This is a genomic window from Ramlibacter aquaticus (genome assembly GCF_015159745.1).
Classification (GTDB): domain Bacteria; phylum Pseudomonadota; class Gammaproteobacteria; order Burkholderiales; family Burkholderiaceae_C; genus Ramlibacter; species Ramlibacter aquaticus.
The window spans coordinates 1-18,519 of record NZ_JADDOJ010000081.1 but is presented as its reverse complement, the minus strand read 5'-3'; the positions used below and the strand labels follow the sequence as shown (position 1 = coordinate 18,519).

Sequence of the window (18,519 nt, the reverse complement as noted above, 5' to 3'; positions counted from 1 at the left end):
CTCCCCGCGCCGCAACCGCCCGCCGGTTCTGCAGCGCCGTCCCGCCCCGGCCCGCGCCGGGATTTCTGCGGGCCCCTCTTGAAACCCGCGCCGCATCCCTTATCATCAGCACTCGCCAGGGTCGAGTGCTAACAGCCGTGCTGCCGCACCATCCTGCTGAGTTAACAAGCGCTCACTTTCGTGGGCGCGCCTGTTGTCCTTCCATTTCAGTCAAGGAGATGCAATGAAACTTCGTCCTCTGCACGATCGCGTGATCGTCAAGCGTCTGGAAAACGAAACCCGCACCGCGTCGGGCATCGTGATCCCGGACAACGCCGCCGAGAAGCCTGACCAGGGCGAGATCCTGGCCGTCGGCCCGGGCCGCAAGAACGACAAGGGCGAGACCGTGGCGCTGAACGTCGCCGTCGGCGACCGCGTGCTGTTCGGCAAGTACAGCGGCCAGACCGTCAAGGTCGATGGCGAAGAGCTCCTCGTCATGAAGGAAGATGACCTGTTCGCGGTCATCGAAGGCAGCCCCGCCGCCGGCCTCAAGAAGGCCGCCTGAGCGCCCTTCCCCCGATTCATCCGTATTCCTGAGGAAATAGAACATGGCAGCTAAAGACGTTGTTTTCGGCGGCGACGCCCGCGCCCGCATGGTCGAAGGCGTGAACATCCTGGCCAACGCGGTCAAGGTGACCCTGGGCCCCAAGGGCCGTAACGTGGTGCTCGAGCGCTCCTTCGGCGCCCCCACCGTGACCAAGGACGGCGTGTCCGTAGCCAAGGAAATCGAGCTCAAGGACAAGCTCCAGAACATGGGCGCCCAGATGGTCAAGGAAGTCGCTTCCAAGACCAGCGACAACGCCGGTGACGGCACCACCACCGCGACCGTGCTGGCCCAGGCCATCGTGCGCGAAGGCATGAAGTACGTGGCCGCCGGCATGAACCCGATGGACCTGAAGCGCGGCATCGACAAGGCCGTGACGGCCCTGGTCGAGCAGCTCAAGGCCCAGTCCAAGCCCACCACCACCTCCAAGGAAATCGCGCAGGTCGGCTCCATCTCCGCCAACAGCGACGAATCCATCGGCACCATCATCGCCAACGCGATGGACAAGGTCGGCAAGGAAGGCGTGATCACCGTCGAAGACGGCAAGTCGCTGAACAACGAGCTGGACGTCGTCGAAGGCATGCAGTTCGACCGCGGCTACCTGTCGCCCTACTTCATCAACAACCCCGAGAAGCAGAGCGCGGTCCTCGACAACCCCTTCGTGCTGCTCTACGACAAGAAGATCAGCAACATCCGTGACCTGCTGCCCACGCTGGAGCAGGTGGCCAAGGCCGGCCGTCCGCTGCTGGTGATCGCCGAGGAAGTCGAGGGCGAAGCCCTGGCGACCCTGGTGGTCAACACCATCCGCGGCATCCTGAAGGTCGTGGCCGTCAAGGCCCCCGGTTTCGGCGACCGCCGCAAGGCCATGCTGGAAGACATCGCCATCCTGACGGGCGGCAAGGTGATCGCCGAGGAAGTGGGCCTGACGCTCGAGAAGACCACCCTGGCCGACCTGGGCCAGGCCAAGCGCATCGAAGTGGGCAAGGAAAACACGATCATCATCGACGGCGCCGGCGCTGCCGGTGACATCGAGGCGCGCGTCAAGCAGATCCGCGTCCAGATCGAGGAAGCCACCAGCGACTACGACCGCGAGAAGCTGCAAGAGCGCGTGGCCAAGCTGGCCGGCGGCGTGGCCGTCATCAAGGTCGGTGCCGCCACCGAAGTCGAGATGAAGGAAAAGAAGGCCCGCGTTGAAGACGCCCTGCACGCCACGCGTGCCGCGGTGGAAGAAGGCGTGGTTGCCGGCGGTGGCGTGGCCCTGCTGCGCGCCCGCCAGCTGGCCGGCGCCATCAAGGGTGACAACGCCGACCAGGAAGCCGGCATCAAGCTGGTGCTCAAGGCCATCGAAGCGCCCCTGCGCGAGATCGTCTACAACGCCGGTGGCGAGCCCTCCGTGGTCGTCAACGCCGTGCTGGGTGGCAAGGGCAACTATGGCTTCAACGCCGCCAACGACACCTACGGCGACATGATCGAGATGGGCATCCTGGACCCGACCAAGGTGACCCGCACCGCGCTGCAGAACGCCGCGTCCGTCGCGTCGCTGATGCTGACCACCGAAGCGATGGTCGCCGAAGCGCCCAAGGACGAGTCCGCGGCCGCTCCTGGCGGCATGGGCGGCATGGGTGGCATGGGCGGCATGGGCGGCATGGACATGTAATGTCCGCCGGCAGCGCGGCGCCACGGCGCCGCCTGCCCGCCGTCTCCCGCGAGGGACACACCACAAGCCGGGCCGCGTGCCCGGCTTTTTCATGGCTGCGCGGCATGCCCCACCTGTCACGCTCAGTTGACGGTCAGCTATGTAACTTCTCTAGTAATCAAAGTCACATGCGAATATCCTGCATGCGGCTGTCCGCGTGGCCATCTCGCAGAGCGCGCACAGCCAGGGGAGTTTGCAAATGGCAGTCTTCACTGGGCAGGCAGCGCCGACGCTGCAGCTGCGCACGCCGAAGTTGGCACTCGGCCGTGTCTCCTGGTCCCGCACCTTGTCGGTTCTGGCCCTCGCCCTCGCGGCGGGCGTGGCAGGCGCTTTCGTCCTGATCCAGTCTCCCCTGGCGGCACGCGCCGCCCCCGAGGTCCCGCTGGGCCCCACGGGCGCGGTCTTCGCCGTGCCGGACGCGTCCACCGTCGCCTTCCCGGCGCAGGACGACGCCGGCCCCAGCGCTTTCTGAATCCCTGAGCGGCGCCGTCGCCGCGGCACGGGCGCCATCGCGCCCGGGAGATCCGTATGCCTTATTCCGTGATGTACCTGCGTCCCAGGCCGAACGATTCGCTGTGGACCGCCTTGTGCAGCCAACCGCCCCGCTTCTTGCTGGTGCTGGGGGCCTGGGCCTTCGCGCTCCTGCTGCTGGGGGGCCTGGACGGCCTGCCCTGGCCCGCGCTCGCCTGAGGCGCGGCGAGCGCGGCGAGGCCTAGTACTGCCCGGGCGCCTGCACGGGCTGGACGTCCGCGACGGGGGCGCCCCAGGCGTTCGCGTCCGGTGACCCGGGCAGGGCCATCCAGTAGATCTCGATCGCCCAGCCGATCAGGGGGATGAGCCCCACCAGCTGGAACCAGCCGCTGCGCCCGGTGTCGTGCAGCCGCCTCGCGCCGACCGCGAAGCTGGGCACCAGCAACGCCAGGCTCAGGATGCTCATCAGCCAGTGGCGGAATATGCCCTGGCCCACGGCCTGCACCAGCACGCAGAAGAGCATGAACCACCAGAACTCGGGGCGCGAGGCCCGGCCTTCGAAGCTGGTGTATTTGTCCAGCAGGCAGGTCTTGACCGAGGTGAAGAAATCCATCGCAGGTTCTCCTGGGTTGCGCCTCGATCATAGGCGCCGCGGCGCGCACGGCAAAGCGCGCCCCCCGGCAGGAATGCCTAGCGCAGCCGGGCGAGCAGGCCCGCGGTCGAGGCATCCAGGCCCTGCACCTCGCCGGTGGCCAGCCGCGGCACGATGTCCTGCGCCAGCACCTTGCCCAGCTCCACCCCCCACTGGTCGAAGCTGTCGATCCCCCAGATCGAGCCGCTGGTGAACACGCGGTGCTCCTGCATCGCGATGAAGGCGCCCAGGCTGGCCGGGTCCAGCCGGTCGAGGATGAAGAAGCTGCTCGGCCGGTTGCCGGGGAAGTCCCGGTGGCCGCCGGCATCGGGCCGGCCCTGCATCAGGGCCTGGGCCTGCGCGAGCGCGTTCGCGAGGAGTTGCGCATGGTGGCCCGGCAGGCCGTGGGCGGCCTGCCGCACGGCGATGAACTCCACCGGGACCGTGTCCGTGCCCTGGTGCAGCATCTGGAAATAGGCGTGCTGGCCGTTGGTGCCGGGCTCGCCCCAGAGCACCGGCGAGGTCTGCACGGACAGGGGCCGCCCCTGGGCGTCCACGCGCTTGCCGTTGCTTTCCATCTCGAGCTGCTGCAGGTAGGCCGGCAGCCGCCGCAAGGCGCTGTGGTAGGGCGCGATGCTGCGGCTGGGCTGCCCCAGGAAGTTGCGGTTCCAGATGTCCAGCAGGCCCAGGCGCACCGGCAAATTGGCCGCCAGCGGTGCCGTGGCGAAATGCCGGTCCATGGCGTGCGCGCCCGCCAGCAGCGCACGGAAATTCTCCGGCCCGATCGCGATCGCGATCGGCAGACCGATGGACGACCACATCGAGTAGCGGCCGCCCACCCAGTCGCGAAAGCCGAAGGTGGTGCGGATGCCGAACTCGGCCGCGGCCTGCGTGTTGGTGGTGAGGGCGACGAAGTGCCGGGCCACGTCGCGGCCGCCCTCGGCCTCGAACCAGGCGCGCGCCGAGCGCGCGTTCGTCATGGTCTCCAGCGTCGTGAAGGTCTTGGAGGCGATGAGGAAGAGCGTGGAGGCGGGCCGCAGCGTGCGCAGCACGGCCGCCAGTTCGTGACCGTCCACGTTCGAGACGAAATGGAAGCGCTTGCCGGGGATGGCGAAGGCCTCGAGCGCGGCCACGGCCATCTGCGGGCCCAGGTCGGAGCCCCCGATGCCGATGTTCACCACGTCGGTGATCGCCTCATCGGCACGCACGCTGGCCGCACAGTCCAGCATGGCATCCAGCGTCTCGTGCACCTCGGCCGCATCGGGGTCGGCCGACGCGCCACGCGGCACGCGCAGCAGCCAGTGCTTCACGGCCCGGCCCTCGGTGTTGTTGACGGGCGCACCGGCGAACATCAGGTCGCGGTGGCGTTCCAGCATGCACTCCCTCGCGAGTTCGAGCAGCAGCGAGCGTGCGTGTTCGTCGACGAGGTTCTTGGACAGGTCCGCGAACACATGAGGCGCCTGCTGGCTGTGCGTCTCGAACCGGGCCGGCTCATGCTGGAAAGCCCGGCGCAGGTCGAAGCCGGCGAACTGCCCGTCACGATGCTGGCGCAGCAGTTGCCACGCCTGGGTGTGGTCGCAATGCGGCCTGGAGAGCCCGGTGATCATGCGGCCGATTATGGTTGCACCACGTGCAGGGTGGGTCCGGTTACAGTGGCCCCAACGCACTGCACTCCCCCATGAGCTTCGACCTCGTCCTCTTCGGCGGCACCGGCGACCTGGCCTGGCGCAAGCTGATGCCCGCGCTGTTCCAGGCCTTCCGCCACGGCTCGCTCCCGGCCGGCGGCCGCATCATCGGCGTGGCCCGCGATGCGCTCGACGACGCCGCCTACCGCGAGCTCATCCGCGCGCGCTTCGAGGGCGTGGAGCTGGCCAAGCGGCCCAATCCTGAAGAGTTCGACCGCTTCGCCGCCCTGCTGCACTACCTGCGCATGGACCTCAGCCAACCCGCCGACTTCGCGCGCTTGCGCGAACGGCTGGCCGAGCGCGACGCCGACACCGTGGTGATGTACCTGGCCACGGCGCCCGCCCTCTTCGGCCCGGCCTGCGAGCAGCTCGCCGCCGCGGGGCTGAACACGCCGCGCACGCGCCTGGTGCTGGAGAAGCCGCTGGGGCACGACCTGGCCTCCAACCGCGCGATCAACGAGACGGTGCGCGGGGTGCTGGCCGAGAACCAGATCTTTCGCATCGACCACTACCTGGGCAAGCCTTCGGTGCAGAACCTGTTCGCGCTGCGCTTCGGCAATGCCATGTTCGAACCGCTGTGGCGCCGCGAGACCATCGCCAACATCCAGCTCACGATCGCCGAGGACCTGGGCGTCGAAAAGCGTGGCGCCTTCTACGACAGCACGGGCGCGCTGCGCGACATGGTGCAGAACCATGCGCTGCAGCTGCTGTGCGCGATCGCGATGGAGCCGCCCATCAACGCGCACGCCGATGCGATCCGCGACGAGAAGCTGAAGGTGCTGCGCTCGCTCAAGCCCTGGAGCGCCGCCGCCCTGGAGCAGCACCTGGTGCGCGGCCAGTACACCGCCGGCCGCGTCGGCGGCGAGGCCGTGCCGGGCTACCGCGAGGAGGCCGGGGTGAAGCCCGGCAGCGAGACGGAGACCTTCGTCGCCCTGCGCGCCGAGATCGCCAACTGGCGCTGGGCCGGCGTCCCGTTCTACCTGCGCACCGGCAAGCGGCTCGCGCAGCGCGATGCCCGCATCGTCATCAACTTCCGGCCCGCACCGCACGCCATCTATCGCTCGCCGCTGGGGGGCGCCAACCGCCTGGTGATCCACCTGCAGCCCAAGGACGGCCTGGAGCTGCACCTGCTGGCCGAGGGCCAGGACAACCGGCAGGCGAGCCGCCAGGGGCCGCAGCCGCTGGCCCCGGTGCACCTGGACCTGGACTTCGACAAACGCTTCGGCGTGGAGCGCGTGGGCGCCTACGAGCGCCTGCTGCTGGACGTGATCGATGGCCGGCTCAACCTGTTCGTGCGCGCCGACGAGCAGGAGGAGGCCTGGCGCTGGGTGGAGCCCATCCTGGAGCACTGGCGCAGCGGCCATGCGCCGCCCCGGCCGTACGCCGCCGGCAGCTGGGGGCCGTCGGCGTCCAGCGCGATGATCGCGCGCGATGGATACTGCTGGAGCGAAGAGGCCTGAGGTTCAGGCCTCGCCGGGCTCGCGCAGGAAGCGCACCCCGGCCTTCAGCTCCTCGAACAGCAGGTAATCCGTGGCGACCATCCCCAGTGCGCGGTAGGTGGCCTGGGCGACCGCGTTGTCCTTCTCCACGTAGAGACGGAACCCGCACACGCCGGGCTCGGCCTTCGCCTGCTCGCGCACGAAGTCGTACAACTGCCGGTACACGCCCTGGCGGCGCCATTGCGGCAGCACGTACACGCTCTGGATCCACCACAGCAGCCCGTTGCGCCAGTCGCTCCATTCGTGGGTCACCAGCAGGCAGCCGACCACGCGGCCCTCGTGCTCGGCCACGCAGTAGAAGCCCAGCTGCGGCGAGGCCATCAGCCGCCGCACACCCGCGCCTATGACCTCGGGGATGAGCTGCTTGCCCTCGGTGGCCAGCGCCATCGCGCTGTTGAAGGCGGCAATGGTGTCGGCGTCGGCCTCGTTCGCGCGCCGCAGCGTGAGCGCCAGCATCAGATGCGGCCTTCCTCGACCGCGTGGCAGGCGACGCGGATGCCCGCGATCTCCAGCAGCGCGGGACGCTCGGCCTTGCAGCGCGCATTCGCGTGGGGGCAGCGCGGGTGGAAGGCGCAGCCGCTGGGCGGGTTCAGCGGGTTGGGCACCTCGCCCTGCACCGGCGTGCGGGCGCGGCCCGTGTCGTGCATCTTGGGGATCGCGTCCAGCAGCATGCGCGTGTAGGGGTGGCGCGGGTTGGCGAACAGCGACTGCTTGTCCGCCAGCTCGACCAGCCGGCCCAGGTACATCACGCCCACCGAATCGCTCACGTGGCGCACCACGGCCAGGTTGTGCGAGATGAAGAGGTAGGTCAGGCCCCGCTCACGCTGCAGGTCCTTCATGATGTTGAGCACCTGGGCCTGCACGCTCACGTCCAGCGCCGAGGTGGGTTCGTCGCAGACCAGGAACTCGGGCTGCGTGGCCAGGGCCCGCGCGATGGAGATGCGCTGGCGCTGGCCGCCGGAGAACTGGTGCGGATAGCGCTCCATGTCGGCCGGCCCCAGGCCCACCGAGCGCAGCAGCTCGCCGACGCGCTCGCGCCGGTCTGCGGCGCTGGCGATGATGCCGTGCTCCTGCAGGGGCTCGCCGATGATCTCCTCCACCGTCCAGCGCGGGTTGAGGCTGGCGTAGGGGTCTTGGAAGATCATCTGGATGCGCCGGCGCAGGGCCTTCGCGCCGGCCGAGCGGTAGCCGGCGTGCGCATCCTGGCCATCGAACTCCAGCCGGCCGCGGCTGGGCTCGTACAGGCCGACCAGCAGCTTGGCGACGGTGCTCTTGCCGCAGCCCGATTCGCCCACCAGGGCCAGCGTCTGGCCGCTGCGGATCTCGAAGCTCACGCCGTCCACCGCGTGCAGCAGCTGGCGCGGCTTGCGACCGACCACGCGCTCCAGCCAGGGCGGCGACACGTCGAAGGTGCGGGCCAGGTCGTGCGCACGCACCAGGGGCGCCTGGGCCTGCACGCCGGTGGCCTGCCCAGGGTTGGCGGTGGCGGCGCTCATGCGGCCTTCTCCAGCCCGGCGCTGGCGTCGTGCAGCCAGCAGGCGGCCCGCGTGGCCCCTGCATTCAGCAGGTCGGGGCGTTCCACGCTGCAACGCCCGAAGGCGCGGGGGCAACGCGGGTTGTAGGCACAGCCGGGCGGGATGGCGTTCAGGCGCGGCATGGCGCCATCGATCTGGTTCAGGCGCTCGCGGTCCACCGTGATGTCGGGAATGGCGGCCATCAGCCCCATGGTGTAGGGGTGGGCGGGGTGGTTGATGACGTCGTGCACCGGGCCGATCTCGGCCACGCGGCCGGCATACATCACGGCCACGCGGTCGCAGGTCTCGGCGATGACGCCCATGTCGTGCGTGATCAGTATGACGGCGGCGCCGCGCTCGCGGCACACGCGCTTGAGCAGCTGGATGATCTGCGCCTGGATGGAGACGTCCAGCGCCGTGGTCGGCTCGTCGGCCACGATCAGCCGCGGCTCGGCCGCCAGGGCCAGGGCGATCACCACACGCTGGCGCATGCCGCCGGAGAACTGGTGCGGGTAGTGGTCGATGCGCTCACGGGCGGCCGGGATGCCGGTGTCCTCCAGCAGGCCGATCGCGCGCTGGCGCGCCTCGGCTTCGCTCACCGGCAGGTGGGTGCGTATCGTCTCGATCAGCTGGCGGCCCACGGTGTACAGCGGGTTCAGCGAAGTGAGCGGGTCCTGGAAGATGGCGCCGATCTTGCGGCCGCGGATGTGCCGCATCTGCTCGTGCGGCAGGTTGTCGATGCGCTGGCCTTCGAGCAGGATCTCACCCGAGGCGACGCGTCCGGGCGGCTCCAGGAGGCCGATGATGGACGCGCCCGTGAGCGACTTGCCCGCGCCGGATTCGCCCACCACGCCCAGGATCTCGCCCGGGGCGATGGTGAAGCTGATGTCGTCCAGCGCGCGCAGCGTGCCGTGCCGATTGGGGAACTCGACCACCAGGTGGTTGACTTCGAGCAGGCTCATCGATGCTTTCAGCGCAGGCGCGGGTTGAGGGCGTCGCGCAGCCAGTCGCCCAGCAAATTCACCGAGAGCGCGATCGCGACCAGCATGGCGCCGGGGAAGACCGTGATCCACCAGTTGCCGGAGAACAGGAACTTGTTGCCGACCTGGATCAGCGTGCCCAGCGAAGGCGAGTTGGGCGGCACGCCCACGCCCAGGAAGGACAGCGTGGCCTCGGTGATGATCGCCGTCGCGACCTGGATGGTGGCCAGCACCATCACCGGGCCGAGGATGTTCGGCAGGACGTGGCGGCGCATGATGCGCAGCGAGGACACGCCCGTCACGCGGGCGGCCTGCACGTACTCCCGGTTGCGCTCCACCAGCGTGGAGCCACGCACCGTGCGGGCGTACTGCACCCAGCCGCCACCGCCGGCCAGCGAGATCGAAAGGATGAGCACGACGAACACCACCAGCTCGCTCGCGTTGGGGAACATGGCGTGGCCCACGCCCGCGATCAACAGCGCCACCAGGATGGCGGGGAACGAAAGGATCACGTCGCACACGCGCATGATGAAGGCGTCCGTGCGCCCGCCCACGAAGCCGGCCAGCAGGCCCAGGCTCACGCCGATCACCACCGAGAGCGCGACCGACGCCAGTCCGACCAGCAGCGAGATGCGGGCGCCGTACATGATGGCCGAGAGGATGTCCCGGCCCTGGTCGTCCGTGCCCAGCAGATACTTCGCGCTGCCGCCTTCCAGCCAGCGCGGCGGCAGGAATGAATCGCCCAGCTCCAGCGTGGCGAGGTCGAAGGGGTGGTGGGGCGCCACCCAGTTGGCGAACACCGCACAGAAGATGCAGACGAAGGCCACGGCTGCTGCACCGATCGCCACGGGCGAGGTGCGGAAGCTGTAGCCGACGTCGCTGTGCCAGGCGCGTTGCAGCCAGCCCGCTTGCGTCGCTCCCATCACTTGACCGTGACGTATCTCCACGGCATGCCGTTGTCAGGCCACTGCACCAGGTCGATGTTCTTCTTGGCGCCCCAGTTGAGGGCCTGCTGGTGCAGCGGGATGTGGCCGATGTCGTCCTCGTGGATCTTGATCGCCTCGTGGATCATCTCGTTGCGCTTCTTGGTGTCGGTTTCGGAAGCAATCGCGTCCGTGAGCTGGTCCAGCTTGGGATTGCTGTAGGCGCCCAGGTTGAACTGGCCGCGACCGCCCTCGCCCGGCGTGGACATGATGGCGTAGAGCACGTTGTGCGCGTCCACCGTGCTGGACGTCCAGCCCAGCATGTAGAAGCTGGTGTCACGCCGCAGGATCTTGGGGAAGTAGGTGCCCTTGGTCTCGGCCTCGAGCTTGATCTTCACGCCCACGCGCGCGAGGTTGGCGGCCACCGCCTGGCAGATCGCCGCGTCGTTGACGTAGCGGTCGTTGGGGCAGTTCATGGTCACCTCGAAGCCGTTCGGGTAGCCGGCCTCGGCCAGCAGCTTCTTGGAGGCCTCGGGGTCGTACGGCAGGCGCTTGTTCAGGTCGGGGGCGAAGCCGTTGACCTGGGGTGGGAACATCTCGGCGATGGGCGTGGAGGCGCCGCGCATCACGCTGCGCTTGATGCCCTCGATGTCGATGGCCTGGTAGAAGGCCTGGCGCACCCGCTTGTCCTTGAAGGGGTTCTTGCCCTTGACGTTGGAGAAGAGCAGCTCGTCGCGCTTCTGGTCCATGCCCAGGAAGATCACGCGCAGCTCAGGGCCCTGCAGCACCTTGAGCGTGGAGGATTGCTTGATGCGGTCCACGTCCTGCACCGGCACCGGTTCCATCACGTCGACTTCGCCGGAGACCAGGGCCGCGACGCGGGTCGCGTCGTTGCCGATGACGTTGAAGATGACCTCGTCGACGTTGCCTTCGATCTTGCCCCAGTAGTTGCCGTTGCGCACGAAGGTGGTCCGCACGCCGGGCTGGCGCTCACGCAGGCGGTAGGGGCCCGTGCCGTTGGCCCGGAACGAGGCGGCGTTCTCGATGCCCTTGCGGCGGTCGACGGGGCGCGTCGCCTGGTTGGCCTCGCACCACTTTTTGCTCATGATGTCGAAGTGCGTGAACAGCTCCGGCAGGATGGGGAAGGGCGCGGTGGTGACGATGTCGATCGCGTGGTCGTTGACCTTCTTCATCTCCTTGATGGGACCGACGTAGGTCTTCATGTCGGAGCCGTCGGCCTTGGCGCGCTCGTAGCTGAAGATCACGTCGTCCGCGGTGAAGGGCGTGCCGTCGTGGAATTGCACGCCCTTGCGCAGTTCGAAGTGCCACACCGTGGGCGAGGTCTGCTTCCAGGAGGTGGCCAGCGCGGGCGCCAGCTTGTAGTCACGGCCCCGGGTGACCAGCGGCTCGTACACGTTCTCGTCGATGTTCAGCTGCAGCGACTCGTTCAGGGAGTGCGGGTCCATGGACAGGGCGTCACCCTGGTTGCCGATCTTGAGCGTCACGGCCCCGGCGGTGGTGTGGAGCGCGCCCAGGGCAGCGGCGAGCGCGAGGGCGAGCAGCTTGGGACGGTGTTGCATGGAAGACTCCTCTTGAAGGGATTGACGGGATTTCACGCCTTGAGCGGCATGGACTGCTCGACCAGGCTCGCGTGCAGCGCGGAGCCCAGGGGAAGGATGTCGTCGTTGAAGTCGTAGCGGCTGTTGTGCAGGAAACAGCTGCCCTCGCCGCCCTGGCCGATGCGCAGGTAGGCGCCGGGCTTGTTCTGCAGCATGAAGGCGAAGTCTTCCGCGCCCATGCTGGGCTCCAGGTCGCGCTGCACGTGGTCGGCCCCGACCAGGCTCTCGGCCACGTCGGCGGCGAAATTCGCCTCGTCGACGGTGTTGATCGTGGCGGGGTAGACCCGCTCGTACTTGACGGTGGCCGTGGCGCCCATGCCCAGCGCGATCGCGCTGCACAGCTCGGCCAGCCGCTTCTCGACCAGGGCCTGGACCTCCACGCTGAAAGTGCGCACGGTGCCCACCAGCGTGGCCTTGCCGGGAATCACGCTGAAGGCCTGCAGGTCACCGGACTGGATCGCGCACAGGCTGATCACGGCCTCGTCCACGGGGCGCACGTTGCGCGCCACGATGCTCTGCACCGCCGTGATGATGTGGGCAGAGACCAGCACCGGGTCCACCGCGAGGTAAGGGTGCGCGCCGTGGCCGCCGCGCCCCGTCACCTCGATGGTGACGCGGTCGGCCGCGGCCATCATGGCGCCCGGATTGATGCCGATGGTGCCGGGCTTCATGGCCGGCCAGTTGTGCATCGCGTAGATCGCCTCGACGGGGAAGCGGTCGAACAGGCCGTCCTGGATCATGGCCTTGGCGCCGGCGTAGCCCTCTTCGCCGGGCTGGAACACCAGCACCGCGGTGCCGTCGAAGTTGCGCGTTTCGGCCAGGTAGCGCGCGGCGCCCACCAGCATCGCGGTGTGGCCGTCATGGCCACAGCCGTGCATCAGGCCCTGCTGCGTGGAGCGCCAGGCGAATTCGTTCTGCTCGGCCAGGGGCAGGGCGTCCATGTCGGCGCGCAGGCCCACCATGCGGCCGCTGGCCGTGCTGCGGCCGCGCACCACGGCCACCACGCCGGTCTTGCCGATGCCGGTGTGCACCTCGTCCACGCCGCAGACACGCAGCGCCTCGGCCACGCGGGCCGAGGTGTAGACCTCCTCGAAGCCGAGCTCGGGATGGGCGTGCAGGTCGCGCCGCAGGGCGGTGAGGTCCGGCAGGTACTGGGCGATGTGGGCGAAGGCGCGGCCGTTCGCCTTGAGTCGGGGCGCAAGCATCAGTGTCCTTTGGAGGGGGCCACGCGCAGGCGCGGGTCCACCGCGAAATAGAGCATGTCGACCACCAGGTTGATGACGACGAAGATGAGGGCGATCAGGCAGAGGTAGGCCGCCATCACCGGGATGTCGGCGAAGGTGACGGCCTGGATGAAGAGCAGGCCCATGCCCGGCCACTGGAACACGGTCTCGGTGATGATGGAGAAGGCGATCAGGGTGCCCAGCTGCAGGCCGATGATGGTCAGCACCGGCACCAGGGTGTTCTTGAGCGCGTGGCCGAAATGGATGGCGCGGTCGGACAGGCCGCGGGCACGGGCGAACTTGATGTAGTCGGTGCGCAGCACCTCCAGCATCTCGGCACGCACCAGCCGCATGATGAGGGTGAGCTGGAAGATGGCCAGCGTGATGGCAGGCAACACCACATGGGCCCACCCGTCGCGCGTGGTGAGGCCGGTGGTCCACCAGCCCAGGTGCGTCACCTCGCCGCGCCCGAAGCTGGGCGCCCAGCCCAGCAGCACGGCGAACACCAGGATCAGCAGGATGCCGATGAGGAAGGTGGGCAGCGAGACGCCGAGCAGGGAGAAGGTCAGGAACACCTGGCTCATGAAGCTTCCCCGACGCAGGGCCGCATACACGCCCATGGGAATGCCGACGGCCACCGCGATCACGGCGGCCACCAGGGACAGCTCGAGCGTGGCCGGGAAGCGCTCGCCGATGAGGCGGGAGACCTTGGCGCCCTGGCGCAGGCTCAAGCCGAAATCGCCCTGGACCGCGTGGCCGAGGAAATGCAGGAACTGGACGTAGAAGGGCTGGTCCAGGCCCAGGTCGGCGCGCAGCTGCGCGATCTGGTCGGGCCGGGCGTCTTGGCCGAGCAGGAAGACCACCGGGTCACCCACGTACTGGAAAAGCAGGAAGGCGAAGAACGCCACCGCGACCATGACGATCACGGCCTGGAACAGCCTGCGCAGTATGAAAGCGACCATGGGTGAAAAGAGTGGGCCATGCTAGCAGAGCAAGTTGGGTGCCCGCACGCGGGTTGGCCCGTAGGAGCCCTCGCCATGCGGCTCTGCAGCGCAAAAAAAAGACCGCCCGAAGGCGGTCTTTCAAGTTTCTTCATTCTCAGACCGGCACAAGGCCGGTACTGGATTAGAAGGAGTGGCGCACGCCGATGTCGTAGCCGCTGGAGGAAGAACCGGCGGTGATGACGGCGGAGTTCAGCGCGAAGGCGGCAGAACCCTTGTTGGAAACGTGCGAGTAGTCGGCGTACAGGGCGGTGCGCTTGGACAGGTTGTACACGTAGCCCAGCGAGTACTGGTTGTACTTGGCTTCGACGGTCTGCGCGTCGTAGGTGGCCTTCTGGCTCACGAACGAAGCGTGGATCTCGCCATCGCCGACCGGCACCACGGCGCCCAGCAGGTAGCCCTTCTGCTTCTCGTTCGGCAGCGCGTTGGCGGCGCCGTACTTGTCCTGGCTGTACTCAGCCGACAGCTTGGCCACGTCCAGGTTGTACGAACCAGCGATGCTGGTGGTACGCACGTCGCCTTGAGCGGCAGACTTGGTCTGGCCGGTGGCAACCAGCAGGCTGATCGGGCCCGCGTCGTAGCCGACGCGGCCACCCAGGTACTTGCCGTCGTCCTTGGTCACGCCGGCGTTGCTGGCGGTGTTGTTGAACGCGTACATCAGCTGGCCGCTGAAGCCACCCAGGTTGCCGGGCAGGAAGTAGCTGACGGCGTTGGAGGCGCGCAGGTGGTTCACGTTGCCGGCCAGGCCGTTCGTGAAGATGCGGTTGGTGCCGGCACCGTTCACGCCGAACGGATCGTAGTTGGCGTCAGCGTAGAACGTCGGGGTGTAGTCACGGCCCAGGCGCAGTTCGCCGAAGCCGCCGGACAGGCTGGCCCAGGCGGAACGGTTGAAGGTGAAGCCACCCTTGGCAGCAGAAGGCACCGTGGTGTTGTTGCTGTTGGAGTTGACGGAAGCCAGGCCGGAGGTCGCGCCCGTGCCGGAGAACGGCTTGACGTCGCCTTCCAGGACGAAGTTGGCCTTCAGGCCGCCACCCAGGTCCTCGGTGCCCTTGAAGCCCAGGCGCGAGGAGTTGATGTTGCCGGAGGTCATGCCGGTCCAGTTGGCGGTGTTGCCGGAACCGTGGCTGATGCCCAGGTCAACGACGCCGTACAGGGTGACGGACGACTGGGCGGAAGCAACGCCAGCGGCAGCCAGGGCGGCCATGGCGATCAGGGTCTTTTTCATGCAAGTTTCTCCAAGGTTAAACAGAGGGCGCCGGAATTGAGCAGGGGTGCCACGAAACGCAGGGCGTCGTGCTCCCGCCGGGTCCCCGGGCCAACCTCCTTTTGGGAAGTTGAGGCAATTGCACCAGACCACCCCCCCTTAGGCAAAGCATTTAACCTGCGCTGGGGGCTTTCGTTGCGGGTTGGCAACAGATGCCAGGCACCGAGTGGAAGCCAAACAACAGCGCTTTTCCGACCTTTTCGCGATGCAAAACGACGGATGCTCTGCAGTATCCGGCGTCCCTGCTGACGCCCCGGCCTGGCCCGGCGGCCTAAACTCGTGCCCATGGATGCCCTGATTGCCGCCGCGGACAGCGCCCTGCGGACCCTGTTCTCGCGCCACCGCCCCGCCCGCCCCTGCCCAGTGATCCCGGCCGACGAGACGCGGCTGGAGCCCGCGCAGAAGAAGGAGGCCGCGGCCCTGATGCGGGTCAACCACGTCGGCGAGGTGTGCGCGCAGGCCCTCTACACCGCGCAGGCCCTGGCGACCCGCAATCCGGCGCTGAAGGCCCACTTCCAGAAGGCGGCCGCCGAGGAGACCGATCACCTGGCCTGGACCGAGGAACGCCTGGCCGAACTGGGCGACCGCACCTCGGCCCTGAACCCGCTCTGGTATGCCGGGGCTTTCGGTCTGGGGCTGCTGGCCGGACGACTGGGCGACGCGGTCAGCCTGGGCTTCGTGGTCGAGACCGAACGACAGGTGGAGGCGCACCTGCAAAGCCACCTGGAGCGGCTGCCCGCCCAGGACCACGCGTCCCGGGCCATCGTGGTCCAGATGAAGGAAGATGAAGCGCGGCACGCCGACGAGGCCCAGCACGCGGGCGGCGTCACCCTGCCTGCGCCGGCCCGGGCGCTGATGCGCGCCGCGGCACGGGTCATGACCACCACGGCCCACTACATCTGAAGTTCGCAGTGTGGGGCGCAGCGCCGCCGCAGGTCGCGTTCCGGCGCCGCCGGGGCCTCAGGCCTCCAGCACCTCGAAACTGGTGGTGATCTCCGCCGTCTTGCCCAGCATCACGCTGGCCGAGCAGTACTTGTCGTGGCTCATGGCGATGGCGCGTTCCACGGCCGTGGCGGGGATGCCGCGGCCACTGACGGTGAAGTGCATGCGGATGCGGGTGAACACCTTGGGGTCGGTCTCGGCCCGCTCGGCGCTGAGCTTGACGCTGCAGCCGCGCACGTCATGGCGTCCGCGCTTGAGGATGAGCACGACGTCGTAGGCGGTGCAGCCGCCGGTGCCCGCCAGCAGCGTCTCCATGGGCCGGGGCGCCAGGTTGCGGCCGCCGTTCTCGGGCCGCGCCTCGTCCGGCGCGCCGTCCATGGCCAGCACATGCCCGCTGCCCGTTTCCGCCACGAAACCCATGGCCGAGCGCGCGCCCGTGGCGCCGGTCCAACTCACTGTGCATTCCATCTGCTGATCCTGGGGTGGAGACCCTAAAAAAGTCGCATTCTGCAAAAGCCCCGCTGCTGCAATGCAGCATTCGAAGGGCTATACTGAATCCAGAGCATAACCAGCCGCCCGCGGCGCGTTGTGCGACCCCTTGTCTCCTCCACCTCCCTTGGTGGATTTAGCCCCCGGTCCGCAAGGCCCGGGGGCTTTTTTCTGGCCGCTTATCATCACCCCAGCCATGAAGAAGACGCTCCAGCCCGGGGATTACCTCAAGAAGATCCTCACCGCGCGGGTCTACGACGTCGCGGTCGAATCGGCGCTCGAGCCGGCACGCAACCTCAGCCGCCGCCTGCACAACAAGGTCCTGCTCAAGCGCGAGGACCAGCAGCCCGTGTTCAGCTTCAAGCTGCGCGGCGCCTACAACAAGATGGTCCAGCTCACGCCGCAGCAGCGGGAGCGGGGCGTGATCTGCGCCTCGGCCGGCAACCACGCCCAGGGCGTGGCCATGTCGGCCCACCGGCTCGGCTGCCGGGCGGTGATCGTGATGCCGGTGACGACCCCGCAGGTCAAGATCGAGGCGGTCAAGGCACTGGGCGGCGAGGTGGTGCTGCATGGCGACAGCTACTCGGACGCCTACCAGCATTCTGTGAGCCTGGAGCGCGAGCAGGGGCTGACATTCGTCCACCCCTTCGACGACCCGGACGTGATCGCCGGCCAGGGCACGATCGCCATGGAGATCCTGCGCCAGCACCAGGGGCCGCTGGATGCCGTGTTCGTGGCCATCGGCGGCGGCGGGCTGATCTCCGGCGTTGCGAACTACATCAAGGCCGTGCGCCCCGAGGTGAAGGTGATCGGCGTCCAGATGAGCGACTCGGACGCCATGATCCGCTCGGTCGATGCCGGCAAGCGCGTCACGCTGCCCGACGTCGGCCTGTTCTCCGACGGCACCGCCGTGAAGCTGGTGGGCGAGGAAACCTTCCGCGTGGCCCGCGAGCTGGTCGACGGCTACGTGACCGTGGACACGGACGCGGTGTGCGCCGCCATCAAGGACGTGTTCATCGACACCCGCAGCATCGTGGAGCCCGCCGGCGCGCTCGCGGTGGCGGCGATCAAGCAGTACGTGGCCGAGCACAAGACCCGCGGCGAGACCTACGCCGCCATCCTGTGCGGCGCGAACATGAACTTCGACCGGCTGCGCTTCGTGGCCGAGCGGGCCGAGGTGGGCGAGGAACGCGAGGCGCTGTTCGCCGTCACCATCCCCGAGGAGCGCGGCAGCTTCCGGCGCTTCTGCGAGGTGATAGGCACGCTGCCGGGCGGCCCGCGCAACGTGACCGAGTTCAATTACCGCATCAGCGACGCGCGCGCGGCCCACGTCTTCGTCGGCCTGACCACGCACGGCAAGGGCGAGTCGGGCCGTATCGCCGCCAATTTCAAGCGCCACGGCTTCGAGACCCTGGACCTGACGCACGACGAACTCGCCAAAGAGCACGTGCGGCACATGGTGGGCGGGCACTCGCCGCTGGCGGGCGAGGAGCGGCTGCTGCGCTTCGTCTTCCCGGAGCGGCCGGGCGCGCTGATGAAGTTCCTCTCCAGCATGCGCCCGGGCTGGAACATCAGCCTGTTCCACTACCGCAACCAGGGCGCCGACTACGGCCGCATCCTGGTGGGGCTGCAGGTCCCCGCGGGCGAGGACAAGGCGTTCAAGGCCTTCCTGGACACTCTCGGCTACCCCTGGGTGGAAGAGACCGCGAATCCGGTCTACCGCCTCTTCCTGCGCACCTAGTCAGGCGCGGTGCCTCACTCGCCCGCGCGCGCGCTCGAGCGCGCGCCGGGCTGCATGTGCGGCACGCCGGGCGCCATCTGGGGCGGGATGCCCGTGGCTTGCGGAGACTGGGGGACCTGCTGGATTTGCGGCACCTGGGTCGCCTGGGGCGCTTGCAACACCTGCGGCACGGGCTGCACCTGCGGCGAGACCGGCGCCGTGCCGGCGAGGGGCGCGGGGGGGTTGGGCATGGGCTGCGGGATGCCCACAGGGCCGGGC

At 68.5% G+C, this 18,519-nt stretch carries 18 protein-coding genes and 1 pseudogene; 7 read left to right on the top strand and 12 right to left on the bottom strand.

What is annotated here, in order from left to right; genetic code table 11:
- Positions 1 to 223 precede the first annotated feature (223 nt).
- The 4 genes from groES to IM725_RS16395 all read left to right on the top strand — a co-directional run bounded on the left by groES (position 224) and on the right by IM725_RS16395 (position 2,969).
- Entirely contained in the window at positions 224 to 544 is a 321-nt protein-coding gene (gene groES, locus IM725_RS16410) for a co-chaperone GroES (RefSeq protein ID WP_193781715.1), read from the top strand.
- Between the two features lie 43 nt (positions 545 to 587).
- A complete protein-coding gene (gene groL, locus IM725_RS16405; RefSeq protein ID WP_193781714.1) occupies positions 588 to 2,240 on the top strand; it encodes a chaperonin GroEL in 1,653 nt (550 codons plus the stop codon).
- Positions 2,241 to 2,478: 238 nt separating this feature from the next.
- Positions 2,479 to 2,751: a hypothetical protein gene (locus tag IM725_RS16400; RefSeq protein WP_193781713.1), complete on the top strand. Its 273-nt coding sequence runs from the start codon at positions 2,479 to 2,481 to the stop codon at positions 2,749 to 2,751.
- Between the two features lie 56 nt (positions 2,752 to 2,807).
- Positions 2,808 to 2,969: a hypothetical protein gene (locus IM725_RS16395; protein WP_193781712.1), complete on the top strand. Its 162-nt coding sequence runs from the start codon at positions 2,808 to 2,810 to the stop codon at positions 2,967 to 2,969.
- Between the two features lie 22 nt (positions 2,970 to 2,991).
- Here the strand turns inward: IM725_RS16395 and IM725_RS16390 are convergent, their stop codons facing one another.
- Both IM725_RS16390 and pgi read right to left on the bottom strand, forming a co-directional pair.
- Positions 2,992 to 3,363 carry a DUF805 domain-containing protein gene (locus IM725_RS16390; protein ID WP_193781711.1) on the bottom strand — a complete coding sequence of 124 codons (372 nt, stop codon included), beginning with the start codon at positions 3,361 to 3,363 and terminating at the stop codon, positions 2,992 to 2,994.
- Between the two features lie 77 nt (positions 3,364 to 3,440).
- Positions 3,441 to 4,988 carry a glucose-6-phosphate isomerase gene (gene pgi, locus IM725_RS16385; RefSeq protein ID WP_193781710.1) on the bottom strand — a complete coding sequence of 516 codons (1,548 nt, stop codon included), beginning with the start codon at positions 4,986 to 4,988 and terminating at the stop codon, positions 3,441 to 3,443.
- Between the two features lie 71 nt (positions 4,989 to 5,059).
- On the opposite strand from pgi, the gene zwf reads away from it, so the two are divergent.
- A complete protein-coding gene (gene zwf, locus IM725_RS16380; protein ID WP_193781709.1) occupies positions 5,060 to 6,526 on the top strand; it encodes a glucose-6-phosphate dehydrogenase in 1,467 nt (488 codons plus the stop codon).
- Between the two features lie 3 nt (positions 6,527 to 6,529).
- Here zwf and IM725_RS16375 read toward each other — a convergent pair whose 3' ends face one another.
- The 8 genes from IM725_RS16375 to IM725_RS16340 form a co-directional block, all read right to left on the bottom strand.
- Entirely contained in the window at positions 6,530 to 7,021 is a 492-nt protein-coding gene (locus tag IM725_RS16375) for a GNAT family N-acetyltransferase (RefSeq protein ID WP_193781708.1), read from the bottom strand.
- The gene (locus IM725_RS16370; RefSeq protein WP_193781707.1) at positions 7,021 to 8,061 is read right to left on the bottom strand and encodes an ABC transporter ATP-binding protein; all 1,041 of its coding nucleotides are present in this window, start codon (positions 8,059 to 8,061) and stop codon (positions 7,021 to 7,023) included. The genes IM725_RS16375 and IM725_RS16370 overlap by 1 nt, the downstream gene beginning before the upstream one ends.
- Positions 8,058 to 9,041 (bottom strand): ABC transporter ATP-binding protein, encoded by a 984-nt coding sequence (locus tag IM725_RS16365; protein WP_193781706.1) that lies wholly within the window; start codon positions 9,039 to 9,041, stop codon positions 8,058 to 8,060. The genes IM725_RS16370 and IM725_RS16365 overlap by 4 nt, the downstream gene beginning before the upstream one ends.
- A gap of 8 nt (positions 9,042 to 9,049) precedes the next feature.
- Positions 9,050 to 9,982 carry an ABC transporter permease gene (locus IM725_RS16360; protein ID WP_193781705.1) on the bottom strand — a complete coding sequence of 311 codons (933 nt, stop codon included), beginning with the start codon at positions 9,980 to 9,982 and terminating at the stop codon, positions 9,050 to 9,052.
- Positions 9,982 to 11,562, bottom strand: coding sequence for an ABC transporter substrate-binding protein (locus IM725_RS16355; RefSeq protein WP_193781704.1), 1,581 nt, complete (start codon positions 11,560 to 11,562; stop codon positions 9,982 to 9,984). The genes IM725_RS16360 and IM725_RS16355 overlap by 1 nt, the downstream gene beginning before the upstream one ends.
- 32 nt (positions 11,563 to 11,594) lie before the next feature.
- Complete coding sequence (locus IM725_RS16350; protein WP_193781703.1) at positions 11,595 to 12,806, bottom strand: M20 aminoacylase family protein; 1,212 nt, start codon at positions 12,804 to 12,806, stop codon at positions 11,595 to 11,597.
- Entirely contained in the window at positions 12,806 to 13,786 is a 981-nt protein-coding gene (locus IM725_RS16345) for an ABC transporter permease (protein WP_193781702.1), read from the bottom strand. The genes IM725_RS16350 and IM725_RS16345 overlap by 1 nt, the downstream gene beginning before the upstream one ends.
- Before the next feature lie 163 nt (positions 13,787 to 13,949).
- A complete protein-coding gene (locus IM725_RS16340) occupies positions 13,950 to 15,050 on the bottom strand; it encodes a porin (RefSeq protein ID WP_193781701.1) in 1,101 nt (366 codons plus the stop codon).
- 324 nt (positions 15,051 to 15,374) lie between these two features.
- Here IM725_RS16340 and coq7 point away from each other — a divergent pair, with 324 nt between their 5' ends.
- The gene (coq7, locus tag IM725_RS16335; protein WP_193781700.1) at positions 15,375 to 15,992 is read left to right on the top strand and encodes a 2-polyprenyl-3-methyl-6-methoxy-1,4-benzoquinone monooxygenase; all 618 of its coding nucleotides are present in this window, start codon (positions 15,375 to 15,377) and stop codon (positions 15,990 to 15,992) included.
- Positions 15,993 to 16,049: 57 nt separating this feature from the next.
- On the opposite strand, the gene IM725_RS16330 is transcribed toward coq7, so the two are convergent.
- Entirely contained in the window at positions 16,050 to 16,499 is a 450-nt protein-coding gene (locus IM725_RS16330; RefSeq protein ID WP_193781699.1) for an OsmC family protein, read from the bottom strand.
- A 217-nt stretch (positions 16,500 to 16,716) separates the two neighbouring features.
- Here IM725_RS16330 and ilvA point away from each other — a divergent pair, with 217 nt between their 5' ends.
- Positions 16,717 to 18,261, top strand: a complete 1,545-nt coding sequence (gene ilvA / locus IM725_RS16325; protein WP_193781698.1) for a threonine ammonia-lyase, biosynthetic — start codon at positions 16,717 to 16,719, stop codon at positions 18,259 to 18,261.
- 14 nt (positions 18,262 to 18,275) lie between these two features.
- Here ilvA and IM725_RS16320 read toward each other — a convergent pair.
- Positions 18,276 to 18,519 (bottom strand): annotated as a pseudogene (locus tag IM725_RS16320) (hypothetical protein); the annotation flags it as partial.

Bases quoted from the DNA above. Each gene is read 5' to 3' on its own strand.
- zwf (WP_193781709.1), top strand. From the start codon at position 5,060: ATGAGCTTCGACCTCGTCCTCTTCGGCGGCACCGGCGACCTGGCCTGG.
- IM725_RS16360 (WP_193781705.1), bottom strand. From the start codon at position 9,982: ATGGGAGCGACGCAAGCGGGCTGGCTGCAACGCGCCTGGCACAGCGAC.
- IM725_RS16400 (WP_193781713.1), top strand. From the start codon at position 2,479: ATGGCAGTCTTCACTGGGCAGGCAGCGCCGACGCTGCAGCTGCGCACG.
- IM725_RS16375 (WP_193781708.1), bottom strand. From the start codon at position 7,021: ATGCTGGCGCTCACGCTGCGGCGCGCGAACGAGGCCGACGCCGACACC.
- IM725_RS16350 (WP_193781703.1), bottom strand. From the start codon at position 12,806: ATGCTTGCGCCCCGACTCAAGGCGAACGGCCGCGCCTTCGCCCACATC.
- IM725_RS16370 (WP_193781707.1), bottom strand. From the start codon at position 8,061: ATGAGCGCCGCCACCGCCAACCCTGGGCAGGCCACCGGCGTGCAGGCC.
- coq7 (WP_193781700.1), top strand. From the start codon at position 15,375: ATGGATGCCCTGATTGCCGCCGCGGACAGCGCCCTGCGGACCCTGTTC.
- ilvA (WP_193781698.1), top strand. From the start codon at position 16,717: ATGAAGAAGACGCTCCAGCCCGGGGATTACCTCAAGAAGATCCTCACC.
- pgi (WP_193781710.1), bottom strand. From the start codon at position 4,988: ATGATCACCGGGCTCTCCAGGCCGCATTGCGACCACACCCAGGCGTGG.
- IM725_RS16395 (WP_193781712.1), top strand. From the start codon at position 2,808: ATGCCTTATTCCGTGATGTACCTGCGTCCCAGGCCGAACGATTCGCTG.
- IM725_RS16355 (WP_193781704.1), bottom strand. From the start codon at position 11,562: ATGCAACACCGTCCCAAGCTGCTCGCCCTCGCGCTCGCCGCTGCCCTG.
- IM725_RS16345 (WP_193781702.1), bottom strand. From the start codon at position 13,786: ATGGTCGCTTTCATACTGCGCAGGCTGTTCCAGGCCGTGATCGTCATG.
- groES (WP_193781715.1), top strand. From the start codon at position 224: ATGAAACTTCGTCCTCTGCACGATCGCGTGATCGTCAAGCGTCTGGAA.
- IM725_RS16365 (WP_193781706.1), bottom strand. From the start codon at position 9,041: ATGAGCCTGCTCGAAGTCAACCACCTGGTGGTCGAGTTCCCCAATCGG.
- IM725_RS16340 (WP_193781701.1), bottom strand. From the start codon at position 15,050: ATGAAAAAGACCCTGATCGCCATGGCCGCCCTGGCTGCCGCTGGCGTT.
- IM725_RS16390 (WP_193781711.1), bottom strand. From the start codon at position 3,363: ATGGATTTCTTCACCTCGGTCAAGACCTGCCTGCTGGACAAATACACC.
- groL (WP_193781714.1), top strand. From the start codon at position 588: ATGGCAGCTAAAGACGTTGTTTTCGGCGGCGACGCCCGCGCCCGCATG.
- IM725_RS16330 (WP_193781699.1), bottom strand. From the start codon at position 16,499: ATGGAATGCACAGTGAGTTGGACCGGCGCCACGGGCGCGCGCTCGGCC.